We start from the raw sequence: 14,020 nt of genomic DNA, 5'->3' as shown, positions 1-14,020 counted from the left end.
CGCGCGCGACCTTCTCGCGGTATTCGGGTGCCTGAGGGTCGTTCCTGCCACCGGCGCACTCTTGCGGGAGCTTCGCCGCACGGGACGTCGCTGTGTGGGACGTCGCTGCGCGGGGCCTCGCTGCGCGGCGGCGTCGCGCCACGGGGCGTCGCGGATGCGTTGTGCCGCCATGCGGCGGAGGTCTGGGCCGTGCACGCGCCGGGGAAGCGCCATCGCAGCCACCGCGGGTGGGAGAGGCTGGCACGGAGGGGCACCGCTGCATGGGCGCAAACATCGTCACGCGGGTGCGGGCATCGGCAGACGAAGTACGGGTATCTTCACGCGGGTATGATATGGTAAGACCGATGCACGCGGGGACCCGCCCTCACGGTCCGGAGCTCGCGCAGCGGCTCCGCGACCTGGCCAGGCTGTACGTGGCTGCCCTCCAGGAGAGCGCGGGGCCGGCGTTGGTCTCGGCAGTCCTCTTCGGGTCGGTGGCCAGGGGCGAGGCAGGCCCGGTGTCCGACATCGACCTGCTGCTCGTGGTCGAAGGACTGCCGCCCTCCCAGCTGGCCCGCCACGACGTGCTCCAGGCGGCCGACGCGTGCATCGAGCCTGAGCGCGTGCGCTTACGCCGCGAGGGGATCGTGACCGACGTCCGTCCCATCCTCAAGACGCCGGAGGAGGCGCAGCGGATCACCCCCCTCTACCTCGACATGGTGGAGGACGCGGACCTGCTGTACGACCGTGACGGCTTCTTTGCGGGGGTCCTCGGACGGCTTCGGGAGCGTCTTGCGGCGTTGGGGGCCCGCCGCGTCCGCAGGGGCCAGGCATGGTACTGGGACCTCAAGCCCGACTTTCGGCCGGGGGAGATCTTCGAGCTGTGACCAACCACGAGATGGCCGAAGCCCACCTCCGCCAGGCGCGCGCCATCCTGGCCGAGGCACGGGACCTGCACGCCCGGGGCGTGTGGAACCTGGTCGTCCGCCGGGCGCAGGAAGCGGTGGATCTGGCCCTCAAGGCGGCGTTGCGCTGGGCGGGCGTGGAGGTCCCGGGAGTCCGCGACGTCGGGGATGCGCTGGTCGATCACCAGAGCCGGTTCCCCGCTGCGTTTCGCGCGCACCTCGACCGGTTCGTCGCGATCTCTCGTCGCCTGGGCCGCGAGCGCGAACGGAGCTTCTACGGCGACGAAGCCACCGCAAGGGCGCCCCAGGACCTCTACGGGGAACACGACGCCGCCCTGGCGCTGGAGGATGCGGAGTTCGTGGCGCACTGGTGCGACCGGCTGATCGGACACTAAAGACGGAGACGCCGCGTGCGGCCGTGGCACGGGCCGGCGCGTTGCCCGCTTCCAGCGCACGGGCGCACCGACCGCGGACGGGCGACCGGAGGGGCATGAGGCGAAGGAATACCGGGTGGAGGCATGTCAGGCGGAGGAACCTTGGCAAGGTATGTTGCGCAGGAAGACGAGGCGAGGATATTGGCCGAGGAGCACGAGCGAGGAGTAGGCGCGGATATGGGCCGAGGAGTATGAGTCGAGGAGATAGGTCGAGGAGATGGGCCGAGGGGATGGGTCGAGGGGATGGGCCGAGGAGATGAACCGAGGGATGAGTCGAGGAGTATGAGCGGAGGAGCATGAAAGAGCACGCGTCTGGAAACGGGGCGCGCCACGCGCTGGTGATCGTGGGCAACGGCCCCGGCGAAGTGGCCGGCTGGGCCGTGCCGATCGCCGCCGAGGCGCGGCGCTGGGCCCAGGCGGTCGGACGTGCGCTGGCGGTGCACCTGTGCCTGCCGCCGTGCCAGTTCGCCAGCGGGCAGGAGGCGGCGGCCGCCGCGGCGGCGGGCGTGTTCGACCGCGTGCTCGACCCGCGGGCCACGCTGCGCCTGGGCCTGGGACTGCACGACTGGCGGCCTGCAGATCGGGTGGCGGTGCTGCATGTGGGCGGCGACTTCTGGTACTCGCGGCGCCTGACGCGGCGGTGGCGCGCCCGGGCGTTCGCGTTCGTGGAGCGGGCGCACATCGCCCGCCAGCATCGGGCCTACGAGCGGATCTTCGTGCCCACCGAGGCCATCGCCGACCGGCTGCGCCGCCGGGGCGTGCCCGCGGCGAAGGTCACCATCACCGGCGACCCCCGCCGCGACGCCCTGGAGGCCGTGCGCGGCCGTCTGGCGTCGGTGCGGGCGTCTGGCCTGCGCGTGGCGTTCCTGGCCGGCAGCCGGGACACGGTCTTCTCGGCGTTCTTCCCGTTCTGGGTGGAGACCGCGGCCACGTTGCGCGCGCAGGTGCCGGACGTGGAGCCGGTGATCGTCGTTTCGCCGTTCGTCTCGCCCGCGGTGCGCGACGCACTCGTCGCGCGGTACCGCCCGCGGCTGGATGCCGCCGGCGTGCGCGTCGACGGCGCGGGCTGGGCGGCCATCGCGGGTGCCGCCCTGGTGCTGACCTTGCCGGGGACGAACACGCTGGAGCTGGCGCTGCTCCGCATTCCCAGCATCGTCGTGCTCCCCACGACGTTCTCGGTGCAGATTCCCGCCGAGGGCGCCATCGAGTGGCTGAGCCGCATCCCGGCCGTAGGCCCGGCGTTGAAGCTCTTCCTGGCCCGGCAGTACCTGCGGCGGGCACCCTACGTGGCGCTGCCCAACATGTGGGCGCGCCGACGCATCATGCCCGAGCTGGTCGGCGCCGTGACGCCGGCCCAGGTCGCCGCCGAGGCGGCCCGCCTGCTGCGCGACCCGGCGGCGCGGCAGGCGCTGGCCGAGGCCCTGACGGTGATCCCGGCAGAGGCGGGCGCGTCGCGTCGGATCGTGGAGACCCTGCGGCCGGTGTGGGGGACGGCGTGAGGGACTGCAGGCGGAGGACACGGTGAGCGCACACCGCGGCGCGGGCACGGCAGGTACCAGCGATCTGGCGTGCCTGGCCGGCTACGTGCGCGCTTACCTGGGGCATCTGGTCACGGCGCTCGTGGCCATGGCGCTCGTGACCGCTGCGAACCTCGTCGCCCCGAGCTACGCCGGCGGCCTCATCGACCGGCTGATCGCGACGCGCGACTTCGCGGTGCTCAACCGCGCGGCGCTGGTGATGCTGGGACTGTTCGGGGTCCGCAGCGTAGCGCTGTTCGTCCAGCTCTACGCCACGTACTACATGAGCCACCGCATCACCGCCGACCTGCGCCAGGACCTGTTCGCCCGGATCCAGCGGTGGTCGCTGGCGCGGTTCGCCGTGTGGCAGTCGGGCGACGCCATCGCCCGCAGCCTGCAGGACACGCAGCTGGTGCAGACGGAGCTGCTGGGCGGCGTGGTGGACGCGGCGAGCACGACGCTCATGCTGGGGGGCATCGTGGCGATGCTCCTGTGGATCGACTGGCAGCTGGCGGCGGTGATCGCCCTGATCATTCCCGCGGTGCTGCTGCTGGCCCGGGCGTTCGGCCGCGAGATCCAGGGCACGGCCACCCGGGCGCAGGAGCACGTGGCGGGCCTGGCCGGGCTGATCCGGGAGGCGTTCGTCGGCGCCCGCATCATCCGGGCCTTCGCCAGCGAGGATCGCGAGATCGGTCGCTTCCGCCAGGTGAACGAGCGGACGTTCCGCGCCAACCTCAAGATCGCCCGGATGATCGCGATCCAGGTCCCGGTGACCAGTTTCCTCACCGCGTTCGGCGCCTTGATCGTGCTGTGGGTTGGCGGGCAGCGGGTCACGGCAGGCCACCTGACCGCCGGCGCGCTGGTGGCGTTCCTGGCCTACGTGGCGCTGGCCATCGAGCCGGCGCAGGCGCTGGTACGCCACTACGCCGGCCTGCGCCAGGCCCTGGGCGCGTTCGCGCGCGTGCGGACGTTGCTGGAAGAACCGGAAGCGCCCGGCGACGCCCCCGGGGCGGTGGCGCTGCCGCCCATCGTCGGCCACGTGCGGTTCCACCAGGTCTCCTTCGCCTACGAGCCCGGGCAGTGGGTGTTGCGCGACGTGTCGCTGGAGGCGCGGCCGGGGGAACGCGTGGCGCTGGTGGGGACGAGCGGCGCCGGCAAGACCACGCTGGTCAACCTGCTGGCGCGCTTCTACGATCCCACCACGGGCACGGTGGAGATCGACGGCCACGATCTCCGCCGGGTGAAAGTGCGGTCGTTGCGCCGGCAGATCGGGCTGGTACCGCAGGAGACGGTGCTCTTTCGGGGGACCGTGCGCGACAACATCGCCTACGCCCGCCCCGACGCCACCCTGGACGAGGTCACCGCGGCGGCGCGGGCGGCCAACGCCCACGACTTCATCATGGCCCTGCCGCAGGGCTACGAGACGCTGCTGGGCGACGACGGGCTGCAGCTGTCCGGAGGCCAGCGCCAGCGGCTGGCCATCGCCCGGGCGCTGCTGAACGCCCCGCGCCTGCTGATCCTCGACGAGGCCACCTCGGCGCTGGACAGCGAATCGGAGGCCCTCATCCAGGAGGCGATGGAGCGCATCACCCGGGGCCGTACGACCTTCATCATCGCCCATCGCCTCTCGACGGTGCGCACCGCAGACCGGATCGTGGTGCTCGACCAGGGGACCGTGGTCGAAGAGGGCCGCCACGACGAGCTGGTGGCCCGCGACGGGATCTACGCCCGGCTGCTCCGCCTGCAGATGCTGGACCTCCCGGCTGTGGAGCGTGCGGCAGTGTCCCAGCCGTAGCTATGGCGCGCCCCTCCCTGCAGGTCACGCAGGCTGCCCCGGACCCTGTTCCTGCGCCGGCTGCGCCACAGCTCTCGGTGGTCATCCCGGCCCGCAACGCCGGGGCCACACTGCACCGCGCGGTGCGGGCGCTACAGGCCCAGGAGGCTGCGCCGGGGACGTTCGAGGTCGTGGTCGTCGACGACGGGTCGATGGACGGCTCGTGCGATTCCCTCGAGGGGATGGCGGGGCCAGCACCCGTGCGCGTCGTCCGGCAGCCACCCCGCGGTCGGGCTGCCGCGCGCAACTACGGCGCCCGGGAAGCCCGGGGCCGCGTGCTGTTGTTCCTCGACGCCGACATCCTGGCGACGCCCGGGCTGGTGCGCGCGCACCTGGCGCACCACGCCGGGCGCCCGGGCCTGGGGGTACAGGGACGGCTGGCCACCGACCCGGCGAGCCTGGCGACCTTCTTCATGCGCGCCACCCACCGCGTGGCGCTCGATACCACGCGGCGCCGCCGCGAGGGCCTCTCGCCCTACCACGTCGTCACCCGCAACTTCTCCGTCGACGCCGCGGCGTTCCATCGCGCCGGCGGCTTCGACGAGGCGTTTCGCGGCTACGGCTGGGAGGACATCGAGCTGGCCTACCGCCTGGTCCGCGACGGGGTCGTGCTGCGCTACGAGCCGGCGGCGCTCGCCTACCACCATCACGTGCAGACGCTGGACGACCTGTGTGAGAAGATGCGCCAGGCCGGGGACGGGGCGGTGTACTTCTGGCGCAAGCACGGGCGGGCGTGGCGGTTGGGGCTGTTCCTGGAGATCCTGCCCGTGCTGCTGCCGGTCAAGTGGCTGGTCTACCGCAGCGGGCTGCTCACGGCGCCGCTGCTGCCGGTGCTGCGGCTGGCAGAACGCCTGGGCCTGCTGGCGGTCGCGGGCGAGGTCTACAACCACCTGCTGTGGCGCGCGTACTACGAGGGCGTGTTCGGCGCGTGGCGGCGACCGGCGCCTGTGGCGGGATCCGGGGAAGGACGGGGCGCGTCGATGCGTCCGAGGCCGCGCCACGTGACGCCGCAGGACGTCCGGTGAGGTCTTCGGCCACGTCGCCACGCGAGGCGGCTCCACGCGAGGCTGCTCCAGGCGAGGCTGGCACGCCCTCGGAGACCGCCCCGCCCACGGGCGCGCCGCTGCTCAGCGTCGTCATCCCGACCTACAACCACGCCCCGCTGCTGGCCGCAGCGCTGGACTGCCTTGCCGCCCAGACGCTCCCGCGCGCGGCGTTCGAGGTGGTGGTGGCCGACGACGGCTCGACCGACGCCACGCCCGCGGTGCTGGCCGCGGCTGCGGCGCGCCTGCCCCTGCGGGTGGTGCGTCTGGAAACCAACCGGGGCCGGGCCGCCGCCCGCAACGCCGCGCTCCGGGCGGTGCGGGCGCCGCTGGTGGTGTTCATCGACAGCGACGTGCTGGTCCGGCCGGACTTCCTGGCCCGTCACCTCGCCCTGCATCGGGCTGCGCGACGGCCGGTGGTGGGCCGCGGGCCGGTGGTGTTCGTGCCGCGTCCCGAGGTGCCCGCGCGGCTTCCGATGGTTCGCCCGTCGCCGGCGTTCCTCGACACGGCCAACGCGTCGGTGCCCCGGCAGGCGGTGTTCGACGCCGGGCTCTTCGACGAGGGCTTCCGCGCCTACGGGTGGGAGGACGTCGACCTGGGGCTGCGCCTGCAGGCGCTGGGGCTTCCCAGGGTGTTCGCCCCTGAGGCGGTGGCCTTCCACGTGCAGCCGCTGCCCCTACCCGAGACCCTGGCAGCCGCGCTGGCGCGCGAAGAGGAACGCGCGCGCACCGCCGTCTACTTGCTGCGCAAGCACCCTGGCTGGCGGACGCGGCTGCTGGTCCAGGACACGCCGGTGCAGCGGGCGGTGCACTTCGCGATGGCTGCGGGCGGGCTCCTGCCGGCTGACGATGCCCTGCGCCTGGCGCGCTGGCTGCGGGGGCGCGGGCTGGCGACGCTGGCGTTCCTGGTCGCGCGGGGCGCGCTCAACCGGCACTACCTGCGGGCGCTGGACCGGTATCGGCGCACAGAGCCTGCTGGCGCCGGCGACGCTGCGTCCGACGACGCCGTCGCTGGCTGACGTGCCTCGAACGCCGGTGCGTCTCTCGGTCGTCGTGCCCTGCCACAACGCCCGCGCGACGTTGCCCCACGTGCTGGTCGCGCTGGATGCCCAGGACGTGCCGGCGGACACGTTCGAGGTGGTCGTCGTCGACGACGGCTCGACCGACGACAGCGCGGCCATTGCGGCCGCGCATGGCGGGCCGGCCCGCGTGCGGCTCGTGACGCAGCCCCACCGCGGGCTGGCCGCCGCGCGCAACGCCGGCGCGGCAGCAGCACGCGGCGAGGTGCTCCTGTTCCTCGACGCCGACGTGCTCGCCGCCCCGGACCTCGTGCGCCGGCACCTGGCGCACCACACCGACAGCCGCGCGCTGCTGGCGGTACAGGGTCGCACCGTCCCCGATGCGGTGACGCTGGCCACGCCGTTTGGCCGCACGAGCCACCGGATGCCTGACCGCAGGGGAGCGCCGGCCGACGGGCTGATCCCACCGACCCAAGGGCGCAGCCTGTCGCGCGACGGCCCGGGCAGGTGGCACCTCGGCCGGCGGGGCCGTCGCCTGTTGTCGGTCCGCGGGCTGTCGCCGGGGGGCCTGTCGGCGGTGCGAGGCCTGTCGTCGGTGCGAGGCCTGTCGCCGCTGCGCGTCGTCGGCCGCCACCTGTCGGTCACCCGCGCCGGCCACGAGGCCGCCGGGGGCTTCGACGAACGCTTCCAGGGCTACGGGTTCGAGGACGTGGACTACGCGCTGCGCTTTTGTCGCGCCGGCGGGCGCCTGGTCTACGACCCGGGGCTGGTGGGCGTCCACTCCCACCCGCTGACCATCGAGGCGGCCGCCGCCCGCCAGCGTCAGAATGGCCGCGCAGCCGTCTACCTGTGGCGCAAGCACGGCGGCCCGGCGTGGCTGGCGTTCCACCTGGAGCTGCACCCGGTGCTGCTCCCGTTGAAGTGGCTGGTCTTCCGCACGCGCCCGGTGGCGGTCCTGGTCGAGCGCGTGCGGCCGTGGGCCGAGCGTCGCCAGCGATGGCTGATCCTCAACGAGTGCTACAACCACCTGCTGTGGCGGGGGTACTACGAGGGCGTGTTCGCGGCGCTGCGCCAGGTGGCGTCTTCCGGTGACGATGAGGAGCGACCCAGGTGGTGAAGAGGAGTAACCCAGCGGTGCGGGCGCTCTTCGTCAGCAACGGCTACGCCGAGGACCTGATCGCGGCGGAGATCATCCGGCACCTGCCTGGCGCCGAGATCACCGCCTACCCGCTGGTGGGGACCGGCGCGTACCCTCCGGACGTCCGGCTGCTGGACCCGCGTCGGACGCTGCCCAGCGCAGGGTTCGCATTTCGGGCGGGGTTGCGGGGGCTGGGCGCGGACCTGCGCGCCGGCGTGATCGGCCTGTGGGTCGCCCAGCGGGCCACGCTGGCCCGCTGGTACGGTCACGCCGACCTGGTGGTGGCCGTCGGCGACACCTACTGCCTGTGGATGGCCAGCACCGCCGCCCCGCGCGTGGCCTTCGTCTCCACGGCCGATTCGGTGCGCATCGCGCCCTTCGGGTTCCTGGCCAGGGTGGGGTTGCGGCGGTTCGCGGCGCGTGTCTTCGCCCGCGACCACGAGACCGCAGCAGCCCTGCGGCGGCTGGGCGTGCCCGCGGACTGCCTGGGCAACGTGATGATGGACCTGGTCCGGCCTCGCGGCGCGACGTTCCCGGTGCCCCCGGACGCGCCGGTGGTGGCGTTGTTGCCAGGCAGCCGCCACGATGCGCCGGACAACGCCGCGGTGCTGGCGCAGGCCGCACGCGCCGTCGCGGCGGCGGTGCCGGAGGTCCGCTTCCTCATGGTCCTGGCGCCGACGATATCCGAAGACGGCGTGCGCGCACGGCTGCCCGAGACGCCGGCGATCCACGTGACGACCGCCTTCGCCGACGCGGTGGCGCGGGCGGCGCTGGTGATGGGCTTCGCCGGCACCGCGCACGAGCAGGCCGCGGGCATGGGGCGGCCGGTGGTGGCCTTCCCCAGCCGCGGGCCGCAGTTCTCGCCGGCGTTCCTGGCGGCCCAGGCGCGGTTGCTGGGCGACGCGCTGATCACGACACGCACGTGGCAGGAGGCTGCCGCTGCCGCGGTGCGCCTGCTGCGCGCGCCGGCCGAACGCGAACGCCGCGGGGCTGCTGGCCGCGCGCTGATGGGACCGCCGGGCGCGGCGGCGCGCATCGCCGCAGCACTGGCAGAGATGGCCCGCGAGGGTCCGGGCAGGAAGGCCTCGTGACGTCGGGCGCCTGCGCCGGCCCACCGCGCATGCTATGTTCTCATGCTATGTTCTATAGTTGAGGACGTACGGAGGCAGGCTGTGACCGTTCGGGCCAAAGTCTGGACACGCGACGAGTACGAGCGGCTGGTGCGCGCCGGCGCATTCGACCCGGGCAGCCGGGTGCAGTTGGTCCAGGGAGAGATCGTGGAGATGACACCCCAGAGCGCCGCCCACGCGGCGGCGGTGGAGCTGGTCCAACGCGCGCTGCTGCGTCTCGTGGGGCCGGAGCAGGCGGTCCGCGTGCAGATGCCGCTTGCGCTCGGCGCCGACTCTGAGCCAGAACCCGATCTGGCCGTCGTCGCCGGTGACCCGCGGAGCCGCACCGCGCAGCACCCAACCACCGCTGCGCTCGTGGTCGAGGTCGCCGACACCACCCTCGAGTTCGACCGCACCCGGAAACTCGCGCTCTACGCCCGGGCGATGATTCCCGAGTACTGGATCGTCAACCTGGTCGACCGTGTCCTCGAAGTCTACCGGGACCCGCTGGAGGGCACCTATCGCACGATCCGGCGCCTGGGGGCGCACGACCGTGTCGTGCCGCTCTGTGCGCTGGGCCCTCTGGTCGTGGCGGACCTGCTCCCGTAACCGCCGACGGGGGCACCACGTCACGTCCGCCGTTGCCCACGCGGCGCCGACGCCCCCACCAGTCACAGCACAGCGTCGCCCGCGGCATAGCGCCGGGCGGTGTCGCCAGAGGGCATAACAACGGGGTGCGGTGCGTCGCGCACGATCCACAGACGCCCGCGTGACCGAGCCGTTTTGCACCCGGGGTGCCGGCTCCCACGTCACCCTACGGGATCACCCGCACGTCCCTGCGCAAGCCCCGCCCGGCTGCCCTGCTGCCGGAACGCCTCGAGCCGCGGCAGCAAGTCCCGCAGTAGGATGCCGCTGCGGAAGGACAGCACCGTCGCGGGCAGGGTGCCGGCCCGCGCCGCGAGCTGAGGTCGCACAGCCACCAGCAGGTTCACCCCGCGCACCCGGCTCAGCTTCTGGAACTTGTACTCCAGGTACTCCGGGGTCCAGTAGCCGACGATCTCCAGGGCGACCTCCGTGCCGTCTTCGTGGCGGAACAGGAAGTCGGGCACGAGCAGTGCCTCGCCCGCGGCCAGGATCGCGCCCTCGCGCACGAGCCGCCAGCCGTCGCGGGCCGCACCGAACTTGCGGGCGAACCGCTCCTCCAGGCGCGAGTCGAACAGCGCCGGCGGGGACACGCGGGACCGGAGCCCGTGGGCGTCGGAGAGGGCGAAGAGGACCGGCCGCCACCCCTTGCGCAACGTGATCTCAGCGGTCAGCGTCCAGCCGGAGACCGCGACCAGCGCGGCCAGGAACTTCGCGAAGTCCACGCCGTAGGCGTGGGTGTGGCGCAGCACCGAGGCGGGACCGTCGAGGACCAGCCGGTAGCCCGCCGGCAGCCGTTCGATCTGGTGGATCAGGCGCGCCAGACGCACAGCGCGCACCACGTGGCCGAAGGCGTCGGTCGCCTCCACCGTAACGCGCACCGCATCGTACAGCAGGGCCTGCGCCTGGGCCAGCGCGTAGTCGTCGCGCAGGTCCTCGGGCGTGTAGTCGGGAGGGAAGGCGCGCAGGCGGTGGAACTCGGGGTAGTCGGCGTAGAGCAGGGAAACCAGCGTCCGCGGCGAGCTCGACGCGCGGGCGCCGGTCGGCGCGGGCACACCGGATCTCGACCGCACATCCCCTCCATCTGCCCAGTCCTGCGCCACGTCCGCAACCAGGGCGGCGGCGCGTGCGGCGTCGAGCACGGGATGCTCGCGCGCGGCAGCCTCGAAGAGGCGCAGCCGGCGTGCGGCCGCCTCGGGCCCCCGCGGCCAGTCGTAGGTGGCCGCATCCTCCAGGAGCTTCACCAGCGCCTCCACGCGGTCGGGCCGCAGCGCCGCCAGCGCGTGACGCGCGGCCTCCCGTACCTGAGCCCGTGGCCGCCCGACCAGCCGCCGGTACACCGCGATGGCGCGCACCAGGTGCGGCAGGCAGTCGGGCTCCAGGCGATCAGAAGAGATCGCCCTGCCGGGCCTGATCCAGTGATAGATGCGGTGCTGTCTGGTAAGCATCGGTGTGGCGGCGCCGTCGCGCCCGGCGCACCTCGGGCGACTCCTGCACGACCACCTCGTACAGCCTCGCCCGGCGGTCGCCGGTCTTCCGCAGCAGCCGACCGAGCCGCTGGACGGCCTCGCGGGTCCCCTTCTCGCCGCCCAGCACCACCCCGACCTTCACCGCGGGCGCGTCCCACCCCTCGTTGAGGACCTCGCACGCCACAAGAGCCCGCACGCGCCCCTGACCGAACAGGTCGAGCACGCGGCGACGCTCCTCGGCCGGCGAGGACGTGGTCAGCGCCGGGATGAGGAACCGCGCCGACACGTCGAGGGCCATGCGGGCGGACGCGGTGAAGATCACCATCTGCTCGTCGGGGTGCAGACGCAGGAGATCTTCCACCACGCGCAGCTTCTCCGCCGAGCGGTGCACGAGGGCCAGCTTGCGCCGATAAGCCCGCAGGATCGCGTGCGCCTCGGGATCGGTCCGCGCGCGCACGGCGAGGTCGCGCGTCCAGTCGAAGGCGGACGGCGCGGGAGGGTCGACGGGGACGCCGCCGCCGGCCGCGCGCCGGGCGGTCTGCTCCTGCCGCCAGCGCGCGACGTACCGGCGGATGCGGCGGGAGAGCGCGTCGAACTCGGCCTGCTCGGCGTCGGTGAGGTAGATCGGGACCCGCACGATGGTGTAGTCGGCGAGGGTGCGGCCGCGCGCCTGGGGGATCTGCTCGACGTAGACCACGGGGCCGATCAGCGTCTCCAGCAGACGGTCGGCGCCGTCGGCGCGCCAGGGTGTGGCCGTGAGCCCCAGCCGCAGCGGCGCCAGGCAGTCGAGCGCGCTCTCCCGCAGCGCCGGCGCCGGCAGGTGATGGGCCTCGTCGTAGACCACCAGGCGGAAGCGGTTGCCGATCTCCCGCATGTGGATGTACGCGCTGTCGTAGGTGGTGACCGTGACCGGCAAGATCGCGCGGTGGCCGTCGCCCAGCAACCCGGCATCCACCCCCAGGCCCTGGCGGATCCGACGGTGCCACTGGTACATCAGGTCGCGCAGCGGCACCACGATCAGCGCCGAGACGCGGCGGCGCGCGACGATGGCCAGGGCGATCTCGGTCTTGCCGGTGCCGGTGGGCTTGACGACCACCCCGCGCCCGCCCGCGCGCTCCCACGCGTCGATGGCGGCCTGCTGGTCGGGCCGTAGCGACGGGAGCACCGGGCGGAGCGGCGGCAGGTCGAAGAACCGCGCCGCCTCGTCCACCACGTCGAGGCCGTACCGTGGGGCGTCCTCGCGGATCTGCCCGTAGCGCATGGCCTCGGTCCGCCACGCGCCCACGCGGGCGTCCCAGACGCAGTAGGGCGGCATGCGGACCGAGGACGGCAAGTCCAGCCGCAGCGACCCGCGCTCGAACCGCACCCGTGCGCGGTGGGTCACGGATGACGCCCCGTCATGCCCCGCCGCACCCGCGAGTGGCCGTGTCCGCACCCGCCGGGGCAGCCGGTGCCCCCACCCTCAGCCCCGGTCGACGAACCCGCGTGCGAACGCCACGAACCGGTAGACATCGGCGAAGGTGCTGGCGATCCCCAGCGACACGCGCACGGCGCCGCTGCTCTTGCCATCGATGCACCGCCGGAAGTCCTCCATGGTCAACCGGTCGGTCGGCCGGCTGAAGCAGGCGACGAGCTCGGTGCGGTCCAGGCCCAGGGCCACCTCGCCGCCCCCGGGGTTGCAGAAACAGCCCGTGCGCAGCGCGATCGCCGCCGCCGCGGCCTCCTGCTCGACCGCCCGGTGGTCCACGAACCGCCCGCGGGCGTCGTAGAAGTTCATGGTGACCGTAGCGCCCCGGCCAACCGTGGTCGTGGGGCCGTAGATCCGCACCACCGGCGCACCGGACCGATGCCGGAGCGCCTGCAGCTGGTCGAGCAGCCATCCGGTCAGGCAGTGCAGGCGCGTGTGCAGGCGCTCGAGGCCGATGCGCTCGAGGTGCCGCAGCCCGATGGGCACCGCGGGAATCGCCAGGAAGTCCGGGGTGCCGTCCTCGAAGGCCGCCTCGCCCTCTGCCAGGTAGTGCCGGTCGCCCTGGACCGAGGCGACGGTGATCGTTCCGCCGGCGAACCAGGGACGGCGCAGGCGCGCCAGCGCCGCGCGCCGCGCCAGCAGGCACCCGACCCCCGTGGGGTATCCGAACATCTTGTAGAACGACAGCGCTACGAAGTCGGGCTTCCACCGGCCGAGGTCGAGCCGGTTGGTGGGCACGAACGCGGCCGCATCCAGCAGCACGTCCCACCCGTAGTGGTGCGCCCGGTCGATCCACGCCAGCGCGTGCTGCACGCCTGAGAAGTTGGACTGCGCGGGATAGGCGAACAGGCCGGCGGTGCCCGGTCCCGCCCGCAGCTGCGCCTCGAGATGTGCCTCGTCGACGCCCATGTCGGGGAGCACCAGGGGTACATAGGTCACCGTCGCGCCGCGGGCGCGCGCGAACTCGCGGATGCCGTTCACCGAGTTGTGGTTGTCGAAGGTCAGCAGGTAGCGGCCTTGGGGGCCGAACGGGTAGGCTTCCCCGACCAGTTTGAGGGCGCCCGTGGCGTTGGACGTGAAGATCGCCACGTACTCCTCGGGCGGGGCGTTGAAGAAGCGCAACACCGCTTGGCGGGCCTCCTCCACCAGCGCGGTGGCCTCGGCCGAGGCGGGGTTCTGCGAATGGGGATTGCCCAGCACGCGCTGGCGCAGCAGCGCGTGGTGCTCGGTCAGCTGCGAGGCGGCGTAGAGGCTCGCGCCGGTGTAGTCCAGGTAGACGTGCCCGACAGCGTCCAGCCGCGCGTACTCGCTGGCCCGCAGGTCGTCGAGCAGGCGCGTGTCGGCGTACTCCGGGTACGCGGCGAGGAACGCCTCGTAGGCTGCGGCCTCGTCTTCCGCGCGCGCAGCGGCCGCGGGGGTGATGCTCACCTCGTGTCCTCCCTTGTGTCCTCTTCCCTGAGCAC

Annotated in this window: 12 protein-coding genes; 9 read left to right on the top strand and 3 right to left on the bottom strand. The window is 73.3% G+C overall.

Annotated features, from left to right (window positions below; genetic code table 11):
• Positions 1 to 344 precede the first annotated feature (344 nt).
• The 9 genes from QN157_10310 to QN157_10270 all read left to right on the top strand — a co-directional run bounded on the left by QN157_10310 (position 345) and on the right by QN157_10270 (position 9,587).
• The gene (locus tag QN157_10310; GenBank protein ID MDR7555989.1) at positions 345 to 866 is read left to right on the top strand and encodes a nucleotidyltransferase domain-containing protein; all 522 of its coding nucleotides are present in this window, start codon (positions 345 to 347) and stop codon (positions 864 to 866) included.
• A complete protein-coding gene (locus QN157_10305; protein MDR7555988.1) occupies positions 863 to 1,279 on the top strand; it encodes a HEPN domain-containing protein in 417 nt (138 codons plus the stop codon). Before QN157_10310 ends, QN157_10305 begins: the two co-directional genes overlap by 4 nt.
• Before the next feature lie 335 nt (positions 1,280 to 1,614).
• Entirely contained in the window at positions 1,615 to 2,817 is a 1,203-nt protein-coding gene (locus QN157_10300; GenBank protein MDR7555987.1) for a hypothetical protein, read from the top strand.
• A gap of 22 nt (positions 2,818 to 2,839) precedes the next feature.
• The gene (locus tag QN157_10295; protein ID MDR7555986.1) at positions 2,840 to 4,630 is read left to right on the top strand and encodes an ABC transporter ATP-binding protein; all 1,791 of its coding nucleotides are present in this window, start codon (positions 2,840 to 2,842) and stop codon (positions 4,628 to 4,630) included.
• Between the two features lie 2 nt (positions 4,631 to 4,632).
• Positions 4,633 to 5,694, top strand: a complete 1,062-nt coding sequence (locus tag QN157_10290) for a glycosyltransferase family A protein (protein ID MDR7555985.1) — start codon at positions 4,633 to 4,635, stop codon at positions 5,692 to 5,694.
• Complete coding sequence (locus QN157_10285) at positions 5,691 to 6,731, top strand: glycosyltransferase (GenBank protein MDR7555984.1); 1,041 nt, start codon at positions 5,691 to 5,693, stop codon at positions 6,729 to 6,731. Before QN157_10290 ends, QN157_10285 begins: the two co-directional genes overlap by 4 nt.
• Position 6,732: 1 nt before the next feature.
• Complete coding sequence (locus tag QN157_10280; protein ID MDR7555983.1) at positions 6,733 to 7,848, top strand: glycosyltransferase; 1,116 nt, start codon at positions 6,733 to 6,735, stop codon at positions 7,846 to 7,848.
• Positions 7,845 to 8,960 (top strand): hypothetical protein, encoded by a 1,116-nt coding sequence (locus tag QN157_10275; GenBank protein MDR7555982.1) that lies wholly within the window; start codon positions 7,845 to 7,847, stop codon positions 8,958 to 8,960. Before QN157_10280 ends, QN157_10275 begins: the two co-directional genes overlap by 4 nt.
• An 81-nt stretch (positions 8,961 to 9,041) precedes the next feature.
• On the top strand, positions 9,042 to 9,587 hold the full coding sequence (locus QN157_10270; GenBank protein ID MDR7555981.1) for a Uma2 family endonuclease: 546 nt from the start codon (positions 9,042 to 9,044) through the stop codon (positions 9,585 to 9,587).
• A 200-nt stretch (positions 9,588 to 9,787) separates the two neighbouring features.
• On the opposite strand, the gene QN157_10265 is transcribed toward QN157_10270, so the two are convergent.
• From QN157_10265 to QN157_10255, 3 genes are all read right to left on the bottom strand, one after another.
• Positions 9,788 to 11,068 (bottom strand): DUF790 family protein, encoded by a 1,281-nt coding sequence (locus QN157_10265; GenBank protein MDR7555980.1) that lies wholly within the window; start codon positions 11,066 to 11,068, stop codon positions 9,788 to 9,790.
• Complete coding sequence (locus QN157_10260) at positions 11,007 to 12,473, bottom strand: DEAD/DEAH box helicase family protein (protein ID MDR7555979.1); 1,467 nt, start codon at positions 12,471 to 12,473, stop codon at positions 11,007 to 11,009. The genes QN157_10265 and QN157_10260 overlap by 62 nt, the downstream gene beginning before the upstream one ends.
• Before the next feature lie 78 nt (positions 12,474 to 12,551).
• Positions 12,552 to 13,985 (bottom strand): aminotransferase class V-fold PLP-dependent enzyme, encoded by a 1,434-nt coding sequence (locus tag QN157_10255; GenBank protein MDR7555978.1) that lies wholly within the window; start codon positions 13,983 to 13,985, stop codon positions 12,552 to 12,554.
• Positions 13,986 to 14,020: the final 35 nt, after the last annotated feature.

This window comes from Armatimonadota bacterium (assembly GCA_031459855.1).
GTDB lineage: Bacteria > Sysuimicrobiota > Sysuimicrobiia > Sysuimicrobiales > Humicultoraceae > Fervidifonticultor > Fervidifonticultor primus.
This window is presented reverse-complemented; position numbering and strand designations above follow the sequence as displayed.

Excerpts from the sequence above, each read along its gene's own strand:
- QN157_10290 (MDR7555985.1), top strand. The coding sequence starts at position 4,633 with ATGGCGCGCCCCTCCCTGCAGGTCACGCAGGCTGCCCCGGACCCTGTT.
- QN157_10300 (MDR7555987.1), top strand. The coding sequence starts at position 1,615 with ATGAAAGAGCACGCGTCTGGAAACGGGGCGCGCCACGCGCTGGTGATC.
- QN157_10310 (MDR7555989.1), top strand. The coding sequence starts at position 345 with ATGCACGCGGGGACCCGCCCTCACGGTCCGGAGCTCGCGCAGCGGCTC.
- QN157_10265 (MDR7555980.1), bottom strand. The coding sequence starts at position 11,068 with ATGCTTACCAGACAGCACCGCATCTATCACTGGATCAGGCCCGGCAGG.